The sequence below is a fragment of the Prosthecobacter sp. genome, from assembly GCF_044222345.1.
Taxonomy (GTDB): Bacteria; Verrucomicrobiota; Verrucomicrobiia; order Verrucomicrobiales; family Verrucomicrobiaceae; genus Prosthecobacter.
The window spans coordinates 62,929-79,216 of the sequence record NZ_JBGANL010000009.1; the positions used below are offsets into that span (position 1 = coordinate 62,929).

Here is a 16,288-nt window from a genome sequence, read left to right on the forward strand (position 1 = left end):
CTCAGGCAGCATCGGTGAGGGTGCACGAGGTGACACGCCGGGAGGCTGGTCGCCCCAACTGGATCAACTCAGGGCATGCACCCCTCGATACTTTGCTTCCGCCGGTCAGTAGCGGGGCAGCTTAGCGGGCCCCTTGGGAGCGGCGCCAGCCTTCCTGGAAGGCATTGCCGTAGTCTTCGGTGCCGGTGCCAATGACTTTACCGTCGGCTCCGAAGCGCACGACATGCTCTTCCACCTTGGCCCAGGTGCCATAGACCGGCACATGGCGTTTCCAACCCTGCTGGGCCCAGCGCCAAGTTTCGCCGCTGGCGGTGGATTTCTTTTCATCGGGTTCACCCCACGCGGCTACGACCTGGGCTTTGGTCATTCCGGGCTTGATCGTCCCGTCACTGGAAGAAGACCCAGCCGGCGCAGAAGCGCTGCCGTCATTGCTGGCGGGGGCCGCACATTGGGAGAGGCTGAGCGTAAGGGCGGCGAGTGAAAGGAGTGGGATGATTTTAAAGGTCATAGGCCGCCGGTTTTATCCAGAGCGGTTCGTCCGTCAAGCTTGGATGCAGGAGTTGGCCGGAGGGCTCGGGCAAAGGGGCAAAGTGCAGCCCCTGTTTGCCATTGAATATGTTCTAAAGAACAGTATTGAATGGGGCATGACTGCTCTCGTTCAAGTTTAGGCATTGAGCACTAAAAATCGGCGGCGCAGGCGGCAGGCACGTAGAGCCACCTCAAGATGGACATCACCCGCAAACTCGAAATCCTGGCCGATGCAGCGAAGTATGATGCTTCCTGCGCGAGCAGCGGCGCGGCGCGGAAGGATTCGCGGGGTGGGAAGGGCGTGGGCTCCACGGGCGGGATGGGCATCTGCCATTCCTACACGCCGGACGGGCGCTGTGTTTCGCTGATGAAGGTGCTCATGACGAATGCCTGCCTGTACGACTGCCATTACTGCATCAACCGGCGGTCCAGCAATGTGACACGCGCCCGGTTCACGCCGGACGAGGTGGTGCAGCTGACGCTGGATTTCTACAAGCGGAACTACATCGAGGGATTGTTTCTGAGCAGCGGGATCATCCGCAGTGCGGACCACACGATGGAGCTGGTGATCGAGGTCGCGCGGAAGCTGCGGGAGGTGCATCAGTTTCGTGGCTACATCCATTTGAAGACGATCCCGGAAGCCTCGCAGGAGCTTATTGCCCTGGCGGGACGCTATGCGGACCGCATCAGCATCAATGTGGAGCTGCCCAGCCAGCAGAGCCTGAACACGCTGGCCCCGGAGAAGAATCTGGCGCGCACGGAGGAGGCCATGGGGCATATCCGGGGAAAGATCGAGGAGCGGCATGCGGAGAAACGCAAGCCGGACGCCCCCAAGCCGCCGCCCTTTGCCACGGGCCAGAGCACGCAGATGCTGGTCGGAGCCGATGCCTCGACAGATGCGGTGATTCTGGGGTGTGCAGACAAGCTTTACACCTCACACCGCCTGCGCCGGGTGTACTACTCGGCCTTCAGCCCGATCCCGGAACCGTCGGCGATCCTGCCGCTGAAGGCTCCCCCGCTGATCCGCGAGCACCGGCTGTATCAGGCGGACTGGCTGCTGCGGTTTTATGAGTTCAAGGTGGAGGAGATCGCCTCCGCCGCCGATCCCAATCTGGATCTGGCGCTCGACCCCAAGCTCTCGTGGGCGCTGCGAAATCGGGCCACTTTTCCTGTCGATATTAACAAGGCACCCCGGGAGCTGCTGCTGCGCATTCCGGGGCTGGGCGTGCGCAATGTGGAGCGCATTCTGGGAGCGCGGCGCTACACCCGGCTGCGGCTGGCGGATCTGGTACGGCTGCGGCTGCAGATGAAGAAGCTGCTGCCTTTCATCACCACGACGGATCATCATCCGGCAAGGCTGGGACTGGACAGCGATTCGCTGCGGGCGCGGTTTTTGCCGCCCCCGGAGCAGCTGGAAATCAACTTCAACGCACCGCCCGCACCTGCCACGAGCGACTTCGTCTCGGTGAGATCCGGGGAGCTATAAAAGCCGGTCATGCGCACCATTGTCATCGAGCCCGAGTATGGAGCCTGGAGAGCAGCGGCCCGCCGGCTGCTGGCGCAGGGCGTGGTGCCTGACGAAGTGCTGTGGACGGACGACCGCCAGGAGGCGTCGTTGTTTGTCTGTGAGGAGCCTGCCCGTCTGCCCGCGTTCGGCGAACAGGATGGCTTACGAGCGCCCTCGCAGTCGGGCGGTTTGGCGGAGGAGGTGCTGGAGCGAGGGAGTGCGCCCGACGCCAAACACGCCCAACCTACGCCGGAAGGCGGTGCTTCCATCATCAAAGTCCCCGCCGCTTTTCTGGACCTGGCACGGAGCGTGGCGGCGCATACGGATGCGCGGCGCTGGGGCATGCTGTACCGAGTGCTGTGGCGGCTGACGCGGGGGGCGGAGAGGCACCTGCTGGGCATGGCCACGGACCGCGATGTGCGCCAGCTGCAGGACTGGAGCAAGGCGGTGGGGCGGGACATCCACAAGATGCATGCGTTTGTGCGCTTTCGGCTGGTGGGCACGGATGCCACCACGGGGCGCGAGCAGTTCGTGGCGTGGTTTGAGCCGGAGCACCGCATCGTGCGGCTGGCATCGCCGTTTTTTGAGAAGCGCTTTGCGGGAATGGACTGGTCCATCCTGACGCCGTATGAGTGCGCGCACTGGGATGGCACACGGCTGCATTTCACCGCAGGGGTGTCACGCAGCAGCGCCCCGGATGAAGACGCGCTGGATGACCTGTGGCGCACCTACTACCGGAACATCTTCAATCCAGCCCGGGTCAAAATCAGCGCCATGCAGTCGGAGATGCCGAAGAAGTACTGGAAGAATCTGCCCGAGGCCTCGCTGATCGCCGGCCTGATCGCCGGGAGTACAGGGCGTGTGCAGGGCATGCTGGAAACCGAGGAACGAGCCGCCAAGCCCGCGCCCAACAATGCTTATTTGAAATCGCTGCACGCCATGAATCAGAGCGAAGCCGCGGCAGAGAACCACGAAGCAGACCCGGTATGAGAGGCGTGAAAAAGCAGGACCTTCCCTCCAAGCCCTGTCTCGTCTGCGGGCGGCCCTTCACCTGGCGCAAGAAGTGGGAGAAGGTGTGGGATGAGGTGAAGTTTTGCAGTGAGCGCTGCCGACGAAGCAAGGCGAGCGCACTTAGCTCGGCCGCTTCGCCAGCGCCGCCATCTCCGCATCGCTGAGGTGGCGGGATCACAGACGACGGCCAGAGGCGTCCAGCGGCCAAAGCGTTCCGTGGGGTGAAGAAGACGGGCGTGTCATCGTCGGCATGATGCGCACCCGCGCTGCCGAGGCACGCTTCAACGAAGAAAGTGGATGCTTATACGCGGAATCTCTCTAAAAATACTCACCCCATTCTGATCCTACAAAGGTATCTATGTTCATTCAGTCCATGAAAATTCCTATGGTGGTGTTACTCGCAGGATTGTTTTGCGCGGAGGCAACTCTCGTGGCCAAGAGCCTGAAGGAGACGCGCACGGAGGCAGAGCACGGGAATGCGGAGGCGCAGCATGCCATGGGCCTGCGCTGCGCCAAAGGAAACGGCATCCCCAAGGATGAAGCGGCGGCAGTGGAGTGGTTTCGCAAGGCGGGCACCCAAGGTCATGTGGATGCCCTGCAGCAGCTGGGCATGTGCTACCTGCTGGGAACGGGGGTGCCGAAGGATGCGGCGGAGGCGGTGAAATGGCTGCGGCTGGCGGCGGCGCAGAATCATGTGGCGGCCATGAAACAGCTAGGCGTCTGCTACAGCCTGGGCTCCAGCGTGCCGAAGGACACGATCGAGGGCATGAAGTGGTTTCGGCAGGCGGCAGAGCGTGGCGATGCGGATGCGCAGATGGAGCTGGGGAAGGCCTACTTTGACGGCGAGGGGGTGGCGCAGGACGCGGCGGAGGCGGTGAAGTGGTTTCGCAAAGCCGCCGAGCAGGGAAACCTGAAGGCGCAGAAACTTCTCGGTACGACCTATGCCCAAGGCTTGCGGGTGCCGCTGGATTTTGGCGAAGCGGTGAAATGGTTCCGCAAGGCAGCGGAAAAAGAAGACCCTGAAGCTCAGCTCAAGCTGGGCATGTCCTATTCCCTGGGAGCAGGTGTGGCCCAGGATCTGAAACAAGGGATCAGACTGCTCAGAAGCTCGGCAGCGCAGAAATACGCTCCGGCGCAGCTCGAGCTGGGCGAGTGCTACATGCATGGCGCTGGCGTACCGGAGGACCCTGCCGAGGCCGTGGACTGGTACCGCAAGGCGGCGGGGCAGGGACATGCCCTGGCGCAGACGAAGCTGGCGGTGGCTTACCTTGAAGGCACGGGCGTGGCGCAGAACGCCGTGGATGCCGCAGCATGGTTTCGCAAAGCGGCGGAGCAAAATTTTACCATCGCCCAGGTCGGGCTTGGTGGTTGCCTCCTCAGTGGCAACGGCGTGCCCAAAGATGAGGCGCAGGCCATGAAGCTGTTTCGCGCCGCAGCGGAGCGTGGCGATGCGGACGGGCAGTTTGCCCTGAGCCTGATGTATGAAAAAGGCGAGGGCGTGGACAAGCAACCGGTGGAAGCCTTGAAGTGGTGCCGTCTGGCTTCTCTGCAAGGCCACGACATCGCCTTCGTCCATCAGGCGACGCTGGAGGCGACCATGACGCGCGAACAAGTCATCGAGGCCGCCCGGCTGGAGCGCGAGTGGAAGCCGGTGAAATAAAGCCGGCATGACTTCCGCTGATTGTCTGGTGCCTGCGGAAGTTTCAGGCGGACGCGAACGTTTATGCGGGGAACTCATGGGCAAATCACGGCATGGCACCACGCCACACTGGCGCCTCATGGACCCAACCACCCCCGTGACCGCGCACAGCCATGAGTGATGACCCAGACGATCTCAGCAAGGACGAATACCCAACACACATTCCTACTCCCGAGCATTCCTCTGGAAGCTGGTCGTTTGGAGCCGTTCTCTCCGTTATTGGAGCGATCATGCTGGCGTTCATTCTGCGGCTGGCGGTGCCCAAGGAGGATAACGCCGTCGAACTCGGCGTCCTGCTCATCGCCGTGGGCTTTGCGCAGATCTGGCTGATCTTCAATTTCCTGAAATCTTTCCGGAAATAACGGCGCAGGAGAAGGTTTGAAACAAAAGGCGGCGTGGCTGCCGCGTAGTCATCGCGCATGTTTGTATCTTCACGCCCTCTCTTTTCATTGCTGGCACTGGGCCTCGCGCTCACGGTTTTGTCCTCTGCCAAGGAGCCTTTCAAGCCCAATCTCGGCCCTGGGCTGCCACGCATCACCGTGACCTGTGGCGATGTGACGCTGCTGCTGCGCCAGGCCACGCAGTGGACGCCGGGGCGCATTGATTTCCAAGGCAAGGCGATGACCACCGAGAGCAGCGCCTATGGAACCGTGTTCTCGTTTCCCGATGTGGGCTTCATTGGCACGGCTCATTTGGAAAACGAACCCGAGAACCTGCAGTCACTCGACTTCTTCCTCGATGACAAACGAGTCGAAGCGCCTGCCGCAGAGCTCAAGGGCGGCACGTTTCGGCTGGAGCGGAAATCCCGCATCCGCGCCTTTGACCTGACCAACGTCACCGAGATCAAAGAGCACCGCTTGTACGAGACCACCACCGTGCACACTGCCGAGGCCGTGCCGCTGAAGCTGGTGTACCACTTCATGCACGCCTGGCGGCCCACGGTCAGCGCCTTCCTCGCGGGCAGCGATGCCGCGCCTGATAAAAGCATCTCCGGTCCGCTGAGTGATGACGCGGAAGTGGCGAGGAAATTCTACATCAACCAGCGCGTGGACTGGATGGCCGTGTATGAGCCGCAGAGCGGTCAGTTTGCCGTGAGCCGCCTGCTGCAGGTGCCGGAGCAGGGAGAGCAGACCGCCACGATCTGGAACGTGCCCGGCACCTACCGGAAGTTTTACCTGAAGTGCTTCAGCAGCGCCACTGTGCCCGCCGGATTCACCGGCACCTGGCGCATGGTCACCGCCTTTGGCAGCGCCACGCCGGAAACGTGGGAAAAGGCCGCCCGAGCCTTGGCGGCGGAGCTTCGGCCCAAGTAATCTGCAAAGCTCCATGACCAGGCCTCTGCTCCGCCTCGCTGCTTTCGTTCTTCTTTGCGCCAGCCCTGCCCTGGCGGCGGATCTGCCGCGCTGATGCGCTTTGAGGACAAGCGCGTGACGCTGGAAGTCACCGCCGACCGCAATCATGGCAGCGTGGGCAACGAGGGAGATCCCTCACGTGCGGCGATTTTGAAGTTCATGGAGGGAAACAAGGCGGCGCTGTAAGGGAGAGATGAGCCTACTCGCAGCGCATCTGGTGAATGCGCGTGAATCCCACCCCCTGGCACGTCGGCGAATGCTACAGACCACGACAGGGGCGTTGCTCACGGGTGTGGCGGAAGCGTCTCCGTGCGCTGCGGTGCTCCAGCGGCAGCAGAGCGAGAGCGCGGGTGAGGCGCTGGGCCGGTTCTGCCTGGTCCGGGTCTGTGTGCGTGGCAAATACCTCCCATGGCGGCGAGATTTTTGTCTATCCGAATTGACAGAACGGGCTTTCCCGCCAGTCACGACACAAAATTACCCTTGTATTCCCCGCGTGTGGGAGCATCCTCAAACCCTACTTTTTTACGCATGTCACGCCCCCCTAATCGCGGCCCCTCACGCGGCGGCCCCCCTCGCCGCAGCGGCGGCCCCCCTCGTCGAAATGGCCCTCCTCGTTTCGTTCCACCACCCCGTCCGCCAGAGCCTGTGGACGCTGGCAAACAGAAGGAAGAAGCCATCGAGCTCGAAGGCACCATCGCCGCCGTGCTCGCCGGCACCATGTTCCGTGTGAAGCTGCGCAACGGCCACGAAGTGCTCGCTCATATCTCCGGCAAGATGCGCAAGAAATTCATCCGTCTCGTGATCGGTGATGCGGTGAAGATCGAAATGTCCCCCTACGACATGGACAAGGCGCGCATCGTTTATCGCATCGGGTAAGCTGACGCAGGCCCTCGCGATCTCATGGCTGGAGACATTGTTTATTTCGACCTCGAAACACGCCGCACCGCGAACGATGTCGGCGGCTGGGGCAACAAGCACAAGATGGGCATCTCCGTGGCCTGTACGTTCAGCACCGGGCAGAACGAGTACAGCATTTACACGCAGGAAGAGACCCCGCTGCTCATCCGCCAGCTCAAGGAGGCGGACCTTGTCGTCGGGTTCAACCACATCGGATTCGACTACGAAGTGCTCAAAGGTCACGATCTGCTCTTTGACCCCAGCGATCTGCCGCACAGCCTCGATCTCCTCATCGATCTCGAAAAGATTCTCGGACATCGCATCAAGCTCGACGCCGTGGCCGCTGCCACGCTCGGCATGGGCAAGACGGCCGACGGCCTCGACGCGCTGAAATGGTGGCAGCAGGGTGAGGTGGCCAAGATCGCTGAATACTGCTGCTATGACGTGAAGGTGACCAAGTGCGTGCATGAGTACGGCGCAGAGCACGGGCACGTGAAGTACCATGACCGCAATGGCCGCGAGCAGATCGCGAAAGTGAACTGGAAGATATGACGCCGCTGCTACGCCTGCTGCTGCGCGCCGGCTGGGCACCACTGGCGGTTCTGATTTTCCACCAGAAGATCATGCGCGCGCCATGGCGGCAGCAGCTTGATTTCGTCATGCATTACAGCGGCGGAGTGGCCATTTCATTCTTTCTCTGGCACGCGCTCGACTGCTTTGCGCATCGGTTTGGCCAGCTCACCCCCTTCGCCCGCTACCTCTTCACCTTTGCGCTTGCCTGCACGGTGGGATTGTTCTGGGAGTTCGCGGAACTTTTCTCCGATGTCGTGTATGGTACGCATATCCAGCATAGCGTCCGCGAAACCATGCGCGACCTCATCGCCGATGCAACGGGTGCGCTCACCACGCTGACGCTGACGTGGATTGTGCGCTGCTTCACCACGAAGCGTCAGGCGGCAGCGGCGGATTAGAGCATTTTAAATTATATTATAGCCTAATGGGGCGGCGGCGGTGACGCGGATTTGATGGGTGTGGCGGAGCGCCGCACAGGGGACTGTGCGGACCACTTTGCTGTCGCCCTCGCGATAGCTTTGGATTTTTCAACCCAGATGAGGCCACATTTTTATTTAAAATGCTCTAGTCCGCAGAACGCCGTCAAACACATCAAGCGCTCAAAAACCGCATGTCCGGTGGCTGTGGCAGCCCCGACGGGTGCAAATTCCGGCGGAAGCTGCCTGATCCAGACCTGCTGAATCATCACTCAATCCGCCACGTCGCCTGGCGCAGCACGGCGAGCTTCGGTTCCTTCATGGTTTCGTACCACACGCTGAGCAGCGTGCCATCGGCCAGCTCGACGGTGCTGGGATAACCCAGGTCGCCGCCGATGCCGTCGCCGGAGAGGATCATGGGCTCGCTCCAAGTCTTGCCGTTGTCGCTGCTGACGCGGGCCTGATTGCCGAAGGGCTTGCGGCGGTGGCCGTAGGTCATGACAAGGCGGCCGTCGCGCAGGCGCAGCAGGTGGGAGGGCAGGCCCCAGACGCCGATGCTGTGCGGCTCGCTCCAAGTTTTGCCGCCGTCCTTGGATTCGGTCTGCAGCGTCTCGCCTTTGTTCACTTCGTTGTGATTGCGGATCTGCGCGATGAGCGTGCCATCCGCAGCCTCGACCGCATGGAGTTCGTGATACGACCTGACGGCGTTGTCGCCTTTGCGGGTGGGGATTTCCGCGAGCCACTGCCAGGTCTGGCCGTCGTCCTTCGACTCTGCCACTCCGACTTTCTTGTCGGCGGTCCAGAGCTGCTTGCCCGCATAGAGCAGGCGTCCGTCCTTGAGCTGGATGGGGCCGTGCGGGCTGTTGACGATGGTGGGGATGCGTGTGGACCAGGACTTGCCGCCATCGGTGGAGCGGATGGCCCACTCTCCCAGCTCGGCCTTGCGTTCTTCATCGCTCAGGCGCTCGTGCGCGGCCTTCCACTTGGCGTAGCGCTCCGCAGGCATGGCCTTGGAGACCCAGCCCTTGTCTGTGAGCTCCGCCATGGCGGCGGCTTTTTTAAACGAGTCCTCATAAGCCAGGGAGGTGAAAGTGGTGACGATGAGGGAACCCTTGGCAGTTTCGAGCACGCCGGAGTCGCGGTCGTCCGTGGCGGTGTCCAGCAGCACGCGTGGCCAGGTCCAGGTGGTGCCGTTGTCCTTGGAGGTCATGGCATGCACCTGGCCAAAGGGGCACACGTGGGACTCGCGCCCGCCGGACCACGAGAGCCACAGCTCGCCATTCTGCCGCCGCACCACGGTGGACCAGCCATGGTAAAACTCGGGCTGGTGGGAAATGACCTTCGTTTCAAGGATCTTCGCCGCAGGCGAGGCAGCGCGGGCAATGAAGGGAAAGGCGAGTGCGGAAGTGGTGGTGGCGAGGAAGTGGCGGCGGCTGGTCATGGCGCTGTAGATTACGCGAGCGCGCTGTTTGCTTTCACAGCAAACCCTTGGTCCGAACACTGAACCAGTGAGAGCTTGTGCGGCAGCACAAGGTTGTACAGCTACAAGGCAATCATCACTCCGCTGCTTTCCTGCGCACAAACTTCTGCACGCGGGCACCGGTTCCCTCCGCCACATAAACGGCACCGTCCGGGCCTACCGCAATGTCATGCCCTAGCTGAAACTGACCGAGGGCTTTGCCGTAGCTGCCGAAGGTGTCGAGCACATGCCCAGCAGAATCGAGCTCAACAGCCTTGCCGCGCAGGTGCGGCTGCAGGGAGGGAGAACCGCCGTCAATCACGAAGAGATGGCCGCCGGGGCCGGTCGCGACACCGTAGGGTTTGCCGATCTGCGGGCCTTTCCATTCGTGCAGGAAGGCGCCTTTGGCGTCGAAGACCTGAAGACGCTCGTTTTCGCGGTCGCAGACAATGACTCGGCCCTGGGGGTCCAGGGTGATGCCGTGCGGCAGGTGGAATTGGCCCGGCCCCTTTCCTTTGGTGCCCCACTGAAACTCGAAGCGGCCTGTGGCGGAGAATTTCAGCACGCGTGTGTTTTGGTAGCCGTCGCTGACATAGAAGGAGCCGTCTGAGAGCACGGCCACGTCGGTGGGCAGATTGAAATGCGATGTGTCGCCGCCGGGCACGCCTGCCTCTCCCAGCGTGAGCAGCACCTCACCTGAGGGCGAGCATTTGAAGACCTGATGCAGGCCTACATCGGTGAGCCAAAGATTGCCGGCGTGATCTACCGTGAGTCCATGCGGCATGATGAAGCGGCTGGCGCCCCAGGTGCTGAGGAGACGGCCCGTAGCCCCCTCAAACACGCTGACGGTGGGTACGGCGATGGGGTCTTTGGGAAAGGGCTTGGTCCAGACGCGGCCGCTGCGATGGAAAACGAACACGCGGTTTTGCGCATCGACACCCACTCCGGCGCAGAGGCCGAGCGTGTGGCCCTCTGCAAGCTGCGGCCAGCCGGGGACGACCTCGTGCTGTGGCTGGGCGAGAGAGGCGGTGGCGAGGAGGCTGAATAAGAGGATGAAGCGCATGGAAGGAGTGAAATACTCACTTCAGCTTCGAAACCTTCACATCATCCACGTCCGCCGACTTGTTTACAGCGAGGGTGATCATGCGTTTCGTCGGATGCGCGATGCCTTCGCTGCTGAAGGAGACGGGATCCAGCTCGTCGATGCGGACGGTCATTTGATCGGCGACGATCTTGATGTTCATGGTGTGCCATTCGTTGGGCTTGAGATCGAGTTTGAAGGTCTTGGTTTTGGATTTGAGCAGCGCGGCGAGTTCGGGGGACTTGTCTCCCTTCTCGCGGCGGGCGCGGATTTCATTGTCCATGCCGCCGGTTTTGGAGTCGGTGATGGTCACGGACTTGTTGGTGACGCGGGCGATGCAGAGATGGCCGGCGTGCACGGTTTTGAGCTCACGATCGACGAAATCGACACCGAGGTCATCGCCTTCGCCGAGGCGGAACTTGAGCTGCACGATGCCGTCCTGAAACTCCACGTTGTGGAAGATGGCGACGCCATGATCGGCCTCGGCGTGCTTGGTGACGTGCATGTGACCGTCGATGAGATCGACCTGCTGGTGGCCCTTGGCGCGCCAGGCGCTGTTGCTGGTCCAGCCATTGCCGATGTCCTCCTTGCCGGGTGTGGCTTCATCACGGGAGAAGTCGTCGGAGAAGAGCGGGGTGATGAAGTCGGCGTTGAGGGGGAGGGCGAGGGAGAGGAAGAGGAGGAGAGGTTTCATTCTACCGTAGAAACGCAGATGAAATCATGCTCTCGCAGATCAGATGAGATCTTCTTCAGAAGTTCCCGGCTACGAGGCAACCGTCGGCATCTGATCAAACGGATTCACCAGCCGTAAATCAACGATGTGCTTGTAGTCATCTATGTTTCTCGTGACCAGCTCGCAGTCGAATTCAAGAGCTGTGGCAGCGATGAAGGCATCGCCCAGGGACATTTTCTTCTGCTGCCGCAGAGTCACGGCACGATCTGCAGTGGCGTCGGTGATGGAGAACAGCGTGCCAGCGGCGAGGAAAGCTTCCAGATCCTGCAAATCCGCAGGGGTGATGCGATGCCAGCCGAGAACTTCGACACGGGTGGCTTGAGAAACCGCAAAGGGCTGAGAGAGAATATCCATACGCAGCCAGGTGTTTGCAGGCTGCGCGGCGTAAATGACAATATTGCTGTCGAGCAATCTCATGACTCACGACCTGGAAGGGAACGATCAACTCGCTGCTCACGCTGCCAGGCGGCAGGATCGTCCATTCCTGCAATGCCTCCGCGGGAAGCAATGCGCTCAAGTGCGGCAAGCGCTTTGGCCCGCCGATCGGCTTCGTTTGACGGAGCGCCATTCGGATGGGCTTCCGGCTCCGCAAAATCCAGCAGACGCAGGATCAAAAGCTCCAGCCGAGCTGCGCGCGATGGCGGCAACTGGCTCAAGCGGCGATCAATGGTCTGGGCGATGGTGCTCACTGGTGGAAATTAATGCCATTGAGCGAGATGGCAACGGCGGGAATCGCGGTCGCAGAAAGGCCTTCACCGCTTGGGCGGATTGGGGACGGTGCTGGCGGTGTATTCGGCTTGATCGATGGTGCCGCTGCCGTCCACGTCGCGGGCTTTGAACCAGGCGGCGGCATCGGCGGGGGCGCGTTTGGCGCTGAATTCTGCGGGGGTGAGTTTGCCATCGTGGTCGGTGTCGAGGCGTTTGAACTGCTCGGCGCGGTTGGGGGTGTTTTTGGCGTTGGCGTTGGCTTTGCCTTTGGGTCTGGCGTCGCCAGCGATGGGGAGCGGGAGGTAGTCGAAGTCGAGAATCATCTTCTTTTGCAGCGCGGTCTTGAGCTCCAGCGTGGCTGCTTCCAGGCCTTTCTGGCCGTAGAGATTGTGCAGCTCATTGGGGTCTTCTTGGAGATCGTAGAGCTCATAGACGGGGCGCGGGCTGGTGAACCAGAGGTCTTCAAATTCGGTGGCGAGGGTCTTGTCCTCATGCGCTTTGGTGATGTCTTTCCAGCTGGGATCGTTTCCGCTGTCCACGGGGGTGTAGCGGAGGTTGGGCGTGACGTTGTAGATGAGCTTGTAGCGGGCGCTGCGCACGCAGCGGCTGTAGTCCACGCCGCTGGCGGTGGTGCTTTCATTGAAGGTGGCGCTGCCGTGCGGGCCGCGTTCGGCGAAGATGTGCTGGCGCTCTTTTTCAAACTTGGCGCCTTTGAGCAGCGGGAGGAAGCTGACGCCGCTCATGCGCTCGGGCACGGGAAGGCCGGCGGCTTCGAGGCAGGTGGGGGCGATGTCCTCGCCGGAGATGAGCGCGCTGGAGTCGCCGCCCGGTTTGATCACACCGGGCCACCAGGCGAGGAGGGGGACGTTCAAGCCGGGATCGTGCAGCGAGCCTTTGCCGCTGGGGAAGGCCATGCCGTTGTCTCCCATGAAAATGATGAGCGTGTTTTCTAAACCGGCGCGCTCCTTGATGAGGTCGAGCACGCGCTGGAAGTCGCCGTCGCAATGCTCGATCTCGCCTTCATACGCGGAGAGGTCGCTGCGAACGCCGGGGAGGTCTGGCAGGAAGCCGGGCACTTTGAGCCTGGCGGGATCGGGCGGATTTTTGCCGGAATTCCAAGCATGATGGGGATCGCTGAAGCCGACCCAGAGGAAGTAGGGTTTATCTTTCGGCTTCTGATCAAAGAACTCGTTGATCTTGGTGGGGAGGGTGTCCTGACCGCTGGCGTCCACGTAGTCGAAGCGGTCTTTGAAGGTGATCATGTGATGCTCATCAAACACCTGCGCGGAGGCTTCGGGGCCGCGGCCTGAACCGTCGAGATGATAGGTGCGGCCGCAGCAGCCGACGAAGTAGCCCGCGTCTTTTTTGAGGATCTCGGGAAAGGTGATCTCATCGCGCGGGAGAGGCGAGGAGAAGCGCGTCATGCGGCAGGCGACTGGGGAGCGGCCGGTCATGATGGTGGCGCGAGAGGGGACGCACTGCGGCGCACCGGTGAACATGCGGCGGCACATGATGCCCTCTGCGGCCAAGCGGTCGAGGTTTGGCGTCTTCATCTCCTCGCGCCCGTAGCAGTGGATGAAGGGGTAGCTGTGGTCGTCTGAGAGGACGAAGAGGATGTTTGGCGGAGCCGAAAATGACGAATGTGGAATGACGAATGACGAAACCAGTGTGAGCAGGGGTAGAAGTCTCATGGCGGAAGAAGCTTATTTCGCGGCGGGCTGCATGGGGTAGTCGAGCGTGAACTGATGCTGGTCGAGCTCGTGCACATAAGGGGTGTCGGAGACGAGGACGTTGTTCACCACATCGTAGGTGAGGGCGTGGACGCGGTTCTCTGCGGGCACAAAACGCAGGAGGCGCAGCGCGGGCTGGGAGAGGTAGTCTGAGAGCATGGAGGTGACAGGGTGGCCGTCGTCTGCAGGGGTGGTGAGCTTCAGCGCGGTGACGCGGCTCTGGTCTCCGCAGAAAATGAGGCGGAGGCTGGGGTGCTTGCGGAAGAACTTGTCCCACATCTGCTCGGCGGTGTTTCCGCGCGCGCCGTGGATTTTGACCCAGCGCATGCGGCCTTTGGGATCGTGGATGAAGCCCTCCTCGGTCTTGGGCTTGTCGAGAATGCCGAGGTCCATGTGCGTGGTGATGAGCGCACGGCGTGCGGCGTTTTTGCTGAGGAGGTCGCCGGCCCAGGCGAGCACGTCGTCGGGTGCATTGCACTCGAGGCTGAGGTGGATGAAGTCCATGCCGCCGGCGCTGAAGAGCTGGGCGCTGTTCACATTGTTGGCGGAGACGTTCTGGTCTTTGCGCGTGTGGGTATAGCTGCCGAGATACCAGGGGTAGTCTTTGAAGCTGGACGCCGGGAAGTGCTCCTGAAACAGATGCGCATCGCCCTTGGTGGTCATGTCGTGGTTTCCCACGGTGAGGCTGAAGGGAACCACGCCGCGCAGGGTGTCGAGGTGCTGCCTGGCCACGGCCCATTCGCTGGCGTTGTTTTTGTCCACGATGTCTCCGACGTGGCTGACGAAGACGATGTTTTGATCCTCGCGATGCGCAGCGATCCACTTCACCTGGGCCTCCAGATGAGCGTTGGTGACGGGGGCGGTGCTGTCGGGTGTGGCCTTGCAGCCTTTGCCGGTGTAGGCCTGGGTGTCTGGAATGATGACAACGGTGAAGGCCGCCGCAGGCATGGGCGGCAGCGGCTGGGTGCCGGTGAGCTTTTTGGACGCGGCAAAGGCGGGGACGCAGAGGAAAAGGCAGAGCAGGATCCTCATGGCAGCACGGGCTTCGGTTCGATGTCGCTCTGATTGATCCAGTTGGCTTTCATGGGCTTGCCGCTCATGAATTTTTCATAGAAGCCGACGTTGCCGGGACTGGCATGTTTGTACTCATCGAAGATGGCACCCTGGCCGGACATGCGTGGATCTCCCTGCTGGGTGAGCTCGGCGTGGAGCTGAGTTTTCAAGGCGGTGGCGCGGGGATCGGCAGAGAGGTTATTGACGAAATCGGGGTCGGTTTTGAGATCGTAGAACTCGGTGCCGGGACGCAGGCCGAAGCAGAGCTGCCAGAAGGGGTCGGCGGGGTTTTTGCGGTGCGCATCAATGATGAAGGTCTTGGTGGCACCGGCGTCGCAGTCCATGTAGCCGGTCTCGGGGTTGCCGCCGGGCCAGCGGGTGGGCTCAAAGTTTTCGACGAAGACGCTGTCCTTCGTCACGATGGCGCGGATGGGGTAGCCCCAGTCGTGCGGGCGGCCGACATCGGTGCGCTCCTTGCCAAGCAGCACGTGGTCGCGCACATGGGCGGGCTTGTTGGCAAAGAGATCGATGAGGCTGCGGCCGGGAGACTCGGCCATGCCGGTGTCTGACCACTTCATGCCTGCGACCTCGATGAGGGTGGGGGCGAGATCGACGAAGCTCACGAAATCCGCCAGCGTGCGGCCGGGCTGGAGGATGCCTTTTTTCCACATCATGGCCAGCGGCACGTGATTGGCCTGCACGTTTGCATTTCCCTTGCTGCGCGGGAAGGGCATGCCGTGGTCTGCGGTGACGATGACGAGGGTGTTTTCCAGCAGGCCGCGCTTTTCGAGGTCGGCGATCATGCGGCCGAGATGGCGGTCGAAGTGCTCCACCTCAAAGGCGTAGTCGAGCATGTCATTGCGGATGACGTCGTTGTCCGGCCAGTAGGCGGGCACGTGGTCGATGTCGGTGAGTTTCTTGCCGCCTTTGGCCACGCCGCTGCCGAATTCGTAACCCCGATGCGGCTCGACGCTGCCGTACCAGAAGCACCAGGGCTTGCCTGCGGGTGCGGCATCGAGGAAGTCGCTGAAATTGGCGGCGTAGTCGCAGTTCAGGATCTCGGGTGTGGGAGCTTCGGCACGGCGTTTGTTGTAGGGCTTGCCGGTCATCTGGCGCGGCTTGCCATTGGCGTCGTTGGCCACGCCGGGGCCCCAGCCCTTGGTGGTGTAGCCGACGTTCCAACCTTTCTCCGCGAGGGCCTCGCCCCAGCCTTTGAATTCGGGCGGGAAGTAGCAGATGTGATTGGCCGCTTCTTTGAGCTGCCAGGAATTGCGCCCGGTGAGGATGCAGGCGCGTGAGGGGGCGCACTTGGCATTGGGCGTGTAGGCCTGACGGAACAGCAGGCCTTCCTTTGCGACGCGGTCAAAATTGGGTGTCTTGACCCAGGGCGTGCCGTAGGCGCTGGCGTGCGGGCCCCAGTCATCGGCGATGGCAAAGAGGATGTTGGGCGGCGGCTCGGCGGCGAAGGACGATGCAGCGAGAGCGAATGACGAAAGGATGAGGAGACTGAGTTTGGTGACGGATGCAGGCTGGCGCATGGC

General features: G+C 61.9%; 20 protein-coding genes. 11 read left to right on the top strand and 9 right to left on the bottom strand.

The window, feature by feature from the left end; all coding sequences use genetic code 11:
* Window positions 1-121: 121 nt before the first annotated feature.
* Window positions 122-508, bottom strand: coding sequence for a hypothetical protein (locus ACILSL_RS07330; RefSeq protein ID WP_395731352.1), 387 nt, complete (start codon window positions 506-508; stop codon window positions 122-124).
* Between the two features lie 216 nt (window positions 509-724).
* Between ACILSL_RS07330 and ACILSL_RS07335 the strand changes: the two genes are divergently transcribed.
* The 11 genes from ACILSL_RS07335 (at window position 725) to ACILSL_RS07385 (ending at window position 7,965) form a co-directional block, all read left to right on the top strand.
* Window positions 725-2,014 (top strand): putative DNA modification/repair radical SAM protein, encoded by a 1,290-nt coding sequence (locus ACILSL_RS07335; protein ID WP_395731353.1) that lies wholly within the window; start codon window positions 725-727, stop codon window positions 2,012-2,014.
* Between the two features lie 9 nt (window positions 2,015-2,023).
* On the top strand, window positions 2,024-3,025 hold the full coding sequence (locus tag ACILSL_RS07340; RefSeq protein WP_395731354.1) for a TIGR03915 family putative DNA repair protein: 1,002 nt from the start codon (window positions 2,024-2,026) through the stop codon (window positions 3,023-3,025).
* A complete protein-coding gene (locus ACILSL_RS07345; RefSeq protein ID WP_395731355.1) occupies window positions 3,022-3,210 on the top strand; it encodes a DUF2256 domain-containing protein in 189 nt (62 codons plus the stop codon). The genes ACILSL_RS07340 and ACILSL_RS07345 overlap by 4 nt, the downstream gene beginning before the upstream one ends.
* A gap of 209 nt (window positions 3,211-3,419) precedes the next feature.
* A complete protein-coding gene (locus tag ACILSL_RS07350; RefSeq protein WP_395731356.1) occupies window positions 3,420-4,706 on the top strand; it encodes an SEL1-like repeat protein in 1,287 nt (428 codons plus the stop codon).
* Between the two features lie 7 nt (window positions 4,707-4,713).
* Entirely contained in the window at window positions 4,714-4,866 is a 153-nt protein-coding gene (locus ACILSL_RS07355; RefSeq protein WP_395731357.1) for a hypothetical protein, read from the top strand.
* Window positions 4,859-5,107 (top strand): hypothetical protein, encoded by a 249-nt coding sequence (locus ACILSL_RS07360; RefSeq protein WP_395731358.1) that lies wholly within the window; start codon window positions 4,859-4,861, stop codon window positions 5,105-5,107. Before ACILSL_RS07355 ends, ACILSL_RS07360 begins: the two co-directional genes overlap by 8 nt.
* 57 nt (window positions 5,108-5,164) lie before the next feature.
* On the top strand, window positions 5,165-6,058 hold the full coding sequence (locus ACILSL_RS07365) for a hypothetical protein (protein WP_395731359.1): 894 nt from the start codon (window positions 5,165-5,167) through the stop codon (window positions 6,056-6,058).
* 54 nt (window positions 6,059-6,112) lie between these two features.
* Entirely contained in the window at window positions 6,113-6,283 is a 171-nt protein-coding gene (locus ACILSL_RS07370; RefSeq protein ID WP_395731360.1) for a hypothetical protein, read from the top strand.
* A gap of 342 nt (window positions 6,284-6,625) precedes the next feature.
* Complete coding sequence (infA, locus tag ACILSL_RS07375) at window positions 6,626-6,973, top strand: translation initiation factor IF-1 (protein ID WP_395731361.1); 348 nt, start codon at window positions 6,626-6,628, stop codon at window positions 6,971-6,973.
* A gap of 24 nt (window positions 6,974-6,997) precedes the next feature.
* Entirely contained in the window at window positions 6,998-7,546 is a 549-nt protein-coding gene (locus ACILSL_RS07380) for a ribonuclease H-like domain-containing protein (RefSeq protein ID WP_395731362.1), read from the top strand.
* Window positions 7,543-7,965, top strand: a complete 423-nt coding sequence (locus tag ACILSL_RS07385) for a hypothetical protein (RefSeq protein ID WP_395731363.1) — start codon at window positions 7,543-7,545, stop codon at window positions 7,963-7,965. Before ACILSL_RS07380 ends, ACILSL_RS07385 begins: the two co-directional genes overlap by 4 nt.
* A gap of 286 nt (window positions 7,966-8,251) precedes the next feature.
* Here the strand turns inward: ACILSL_RS07385 and ACILSL_RS07390 are convergent, their stop codons facing one another.
* The 8 genes from ACILSL_RS07390 to ACILSL_RS07425 all read right to left on the bottom strand — a co-directional run bounded on the left by ACILSL_RS07390 (window position 8,252) and on the right by ACILSL_RS07425 (window position 16,285).
* Window positions 8,252-9,424 carry a sialidase family protein gene (locus tag ACILSL_RS07390; RefSeq protein WP_395731364.1) on the bottom strand — a complete coding sequence of 391 codons (1,173 nt, stop codon included), beginning with the start codon at window positions 9,422-9,424 and terminating at the stop codon, window positions 8,252-8,254.
* 115 nt (window positions 9,425-9,539) lie between these two features.
* Window positions 9,540-10,505 carry a peptidyl-alpha-hydroxyglycine alpha-amidating lyase family protein gene (locus tag ACILSL_RS07395; RefSeq protein ID WP_395731365.1) on the bottom strand — a complete coding sequence of 322 codons (966 nt, stop codon included), beginning with the start codon at window positions 10,503-10,505 and terminating at the stop codon, window positions 9,540-9,542.
* Between the two features lie 16 nt (window positions 10,506-10,521).
* Window positions 10,522-11,217, bottom strand: a complete 696-nt coding sequence (locus tag ACILSL_RS07400; protein WP_395731366.1) for a family 16 glycoside hydrolase — start codon at window positions 11,215-11,217, stop codon at window positions 10,522-10,524.
* Between the two features lie 69 nt (window positions 11,218-11,286).
* Entirely contained in the window at window positions 11,287-11,673 is a 387-nt protein-coding gene (locus ACILSL_RS07405) for a type II toxin-antitoxin system VapC family toxin (protein ID WP_395731367.1), read from the bottom strand.
* Complete coding sequence (locus tag ACILSL_RS07410; RefSeq protein WP_395731368.1) at window positions 11,670-11,945, bottom strand: hypothetical protein; 276 nt, start codon at window positions 11,943-11,945, stop codon at window positions 11,670-11,672. Before ACILSL_RS07410 ends, ACILSL_RS07405 begins: the two co-directional genes overlap by 4 nt.
* A gap of 63 nt (window positions 11,946-12,008) precedes the next feature.
* The gene (locus ACILSL_RS07415; RefSeq protein WP_395731369.1) at window positions 12,009-13,655 is read right to left on the bottom strand and encodes a sulfatase-like hydrolase/transferase; all 1,647 of its coding nucleotides are present in this window, start codon (window positions 13,653-13,655) and stop codon (window positions 12,009-12,011) included.
* A 12-nt stretch (window positions 13,656-13,667) separates the two neighbouring features.
* Window positions 13,668-14,726, bottom strand: coding sequence for a metallophosphoesterase (locus ACILSL_RS07420; protein WP_395731370.1), 1,059 nt, complete (start codon window positions 14,724-14,726; stop codon window positions 13,668-13,670).
* Window positions 14,723-16,285 (bottom strand): sulfatase, encoded by a 1,563-nt coding sequence (locus ACILSL_RS07425; protein ID WP_395731371.1) that lies wholly within the window; start codon window positions 16,283-16,285, stop codon window positions 14,723-14,725. The genes ACILSL_RS07420 and ACILSL_RS07425 overlap by 4 nt, the downstream gene beginning before the upstream one ends.
* Window positions 16,286-16,288: the final 3 nt, after the last annotated feature.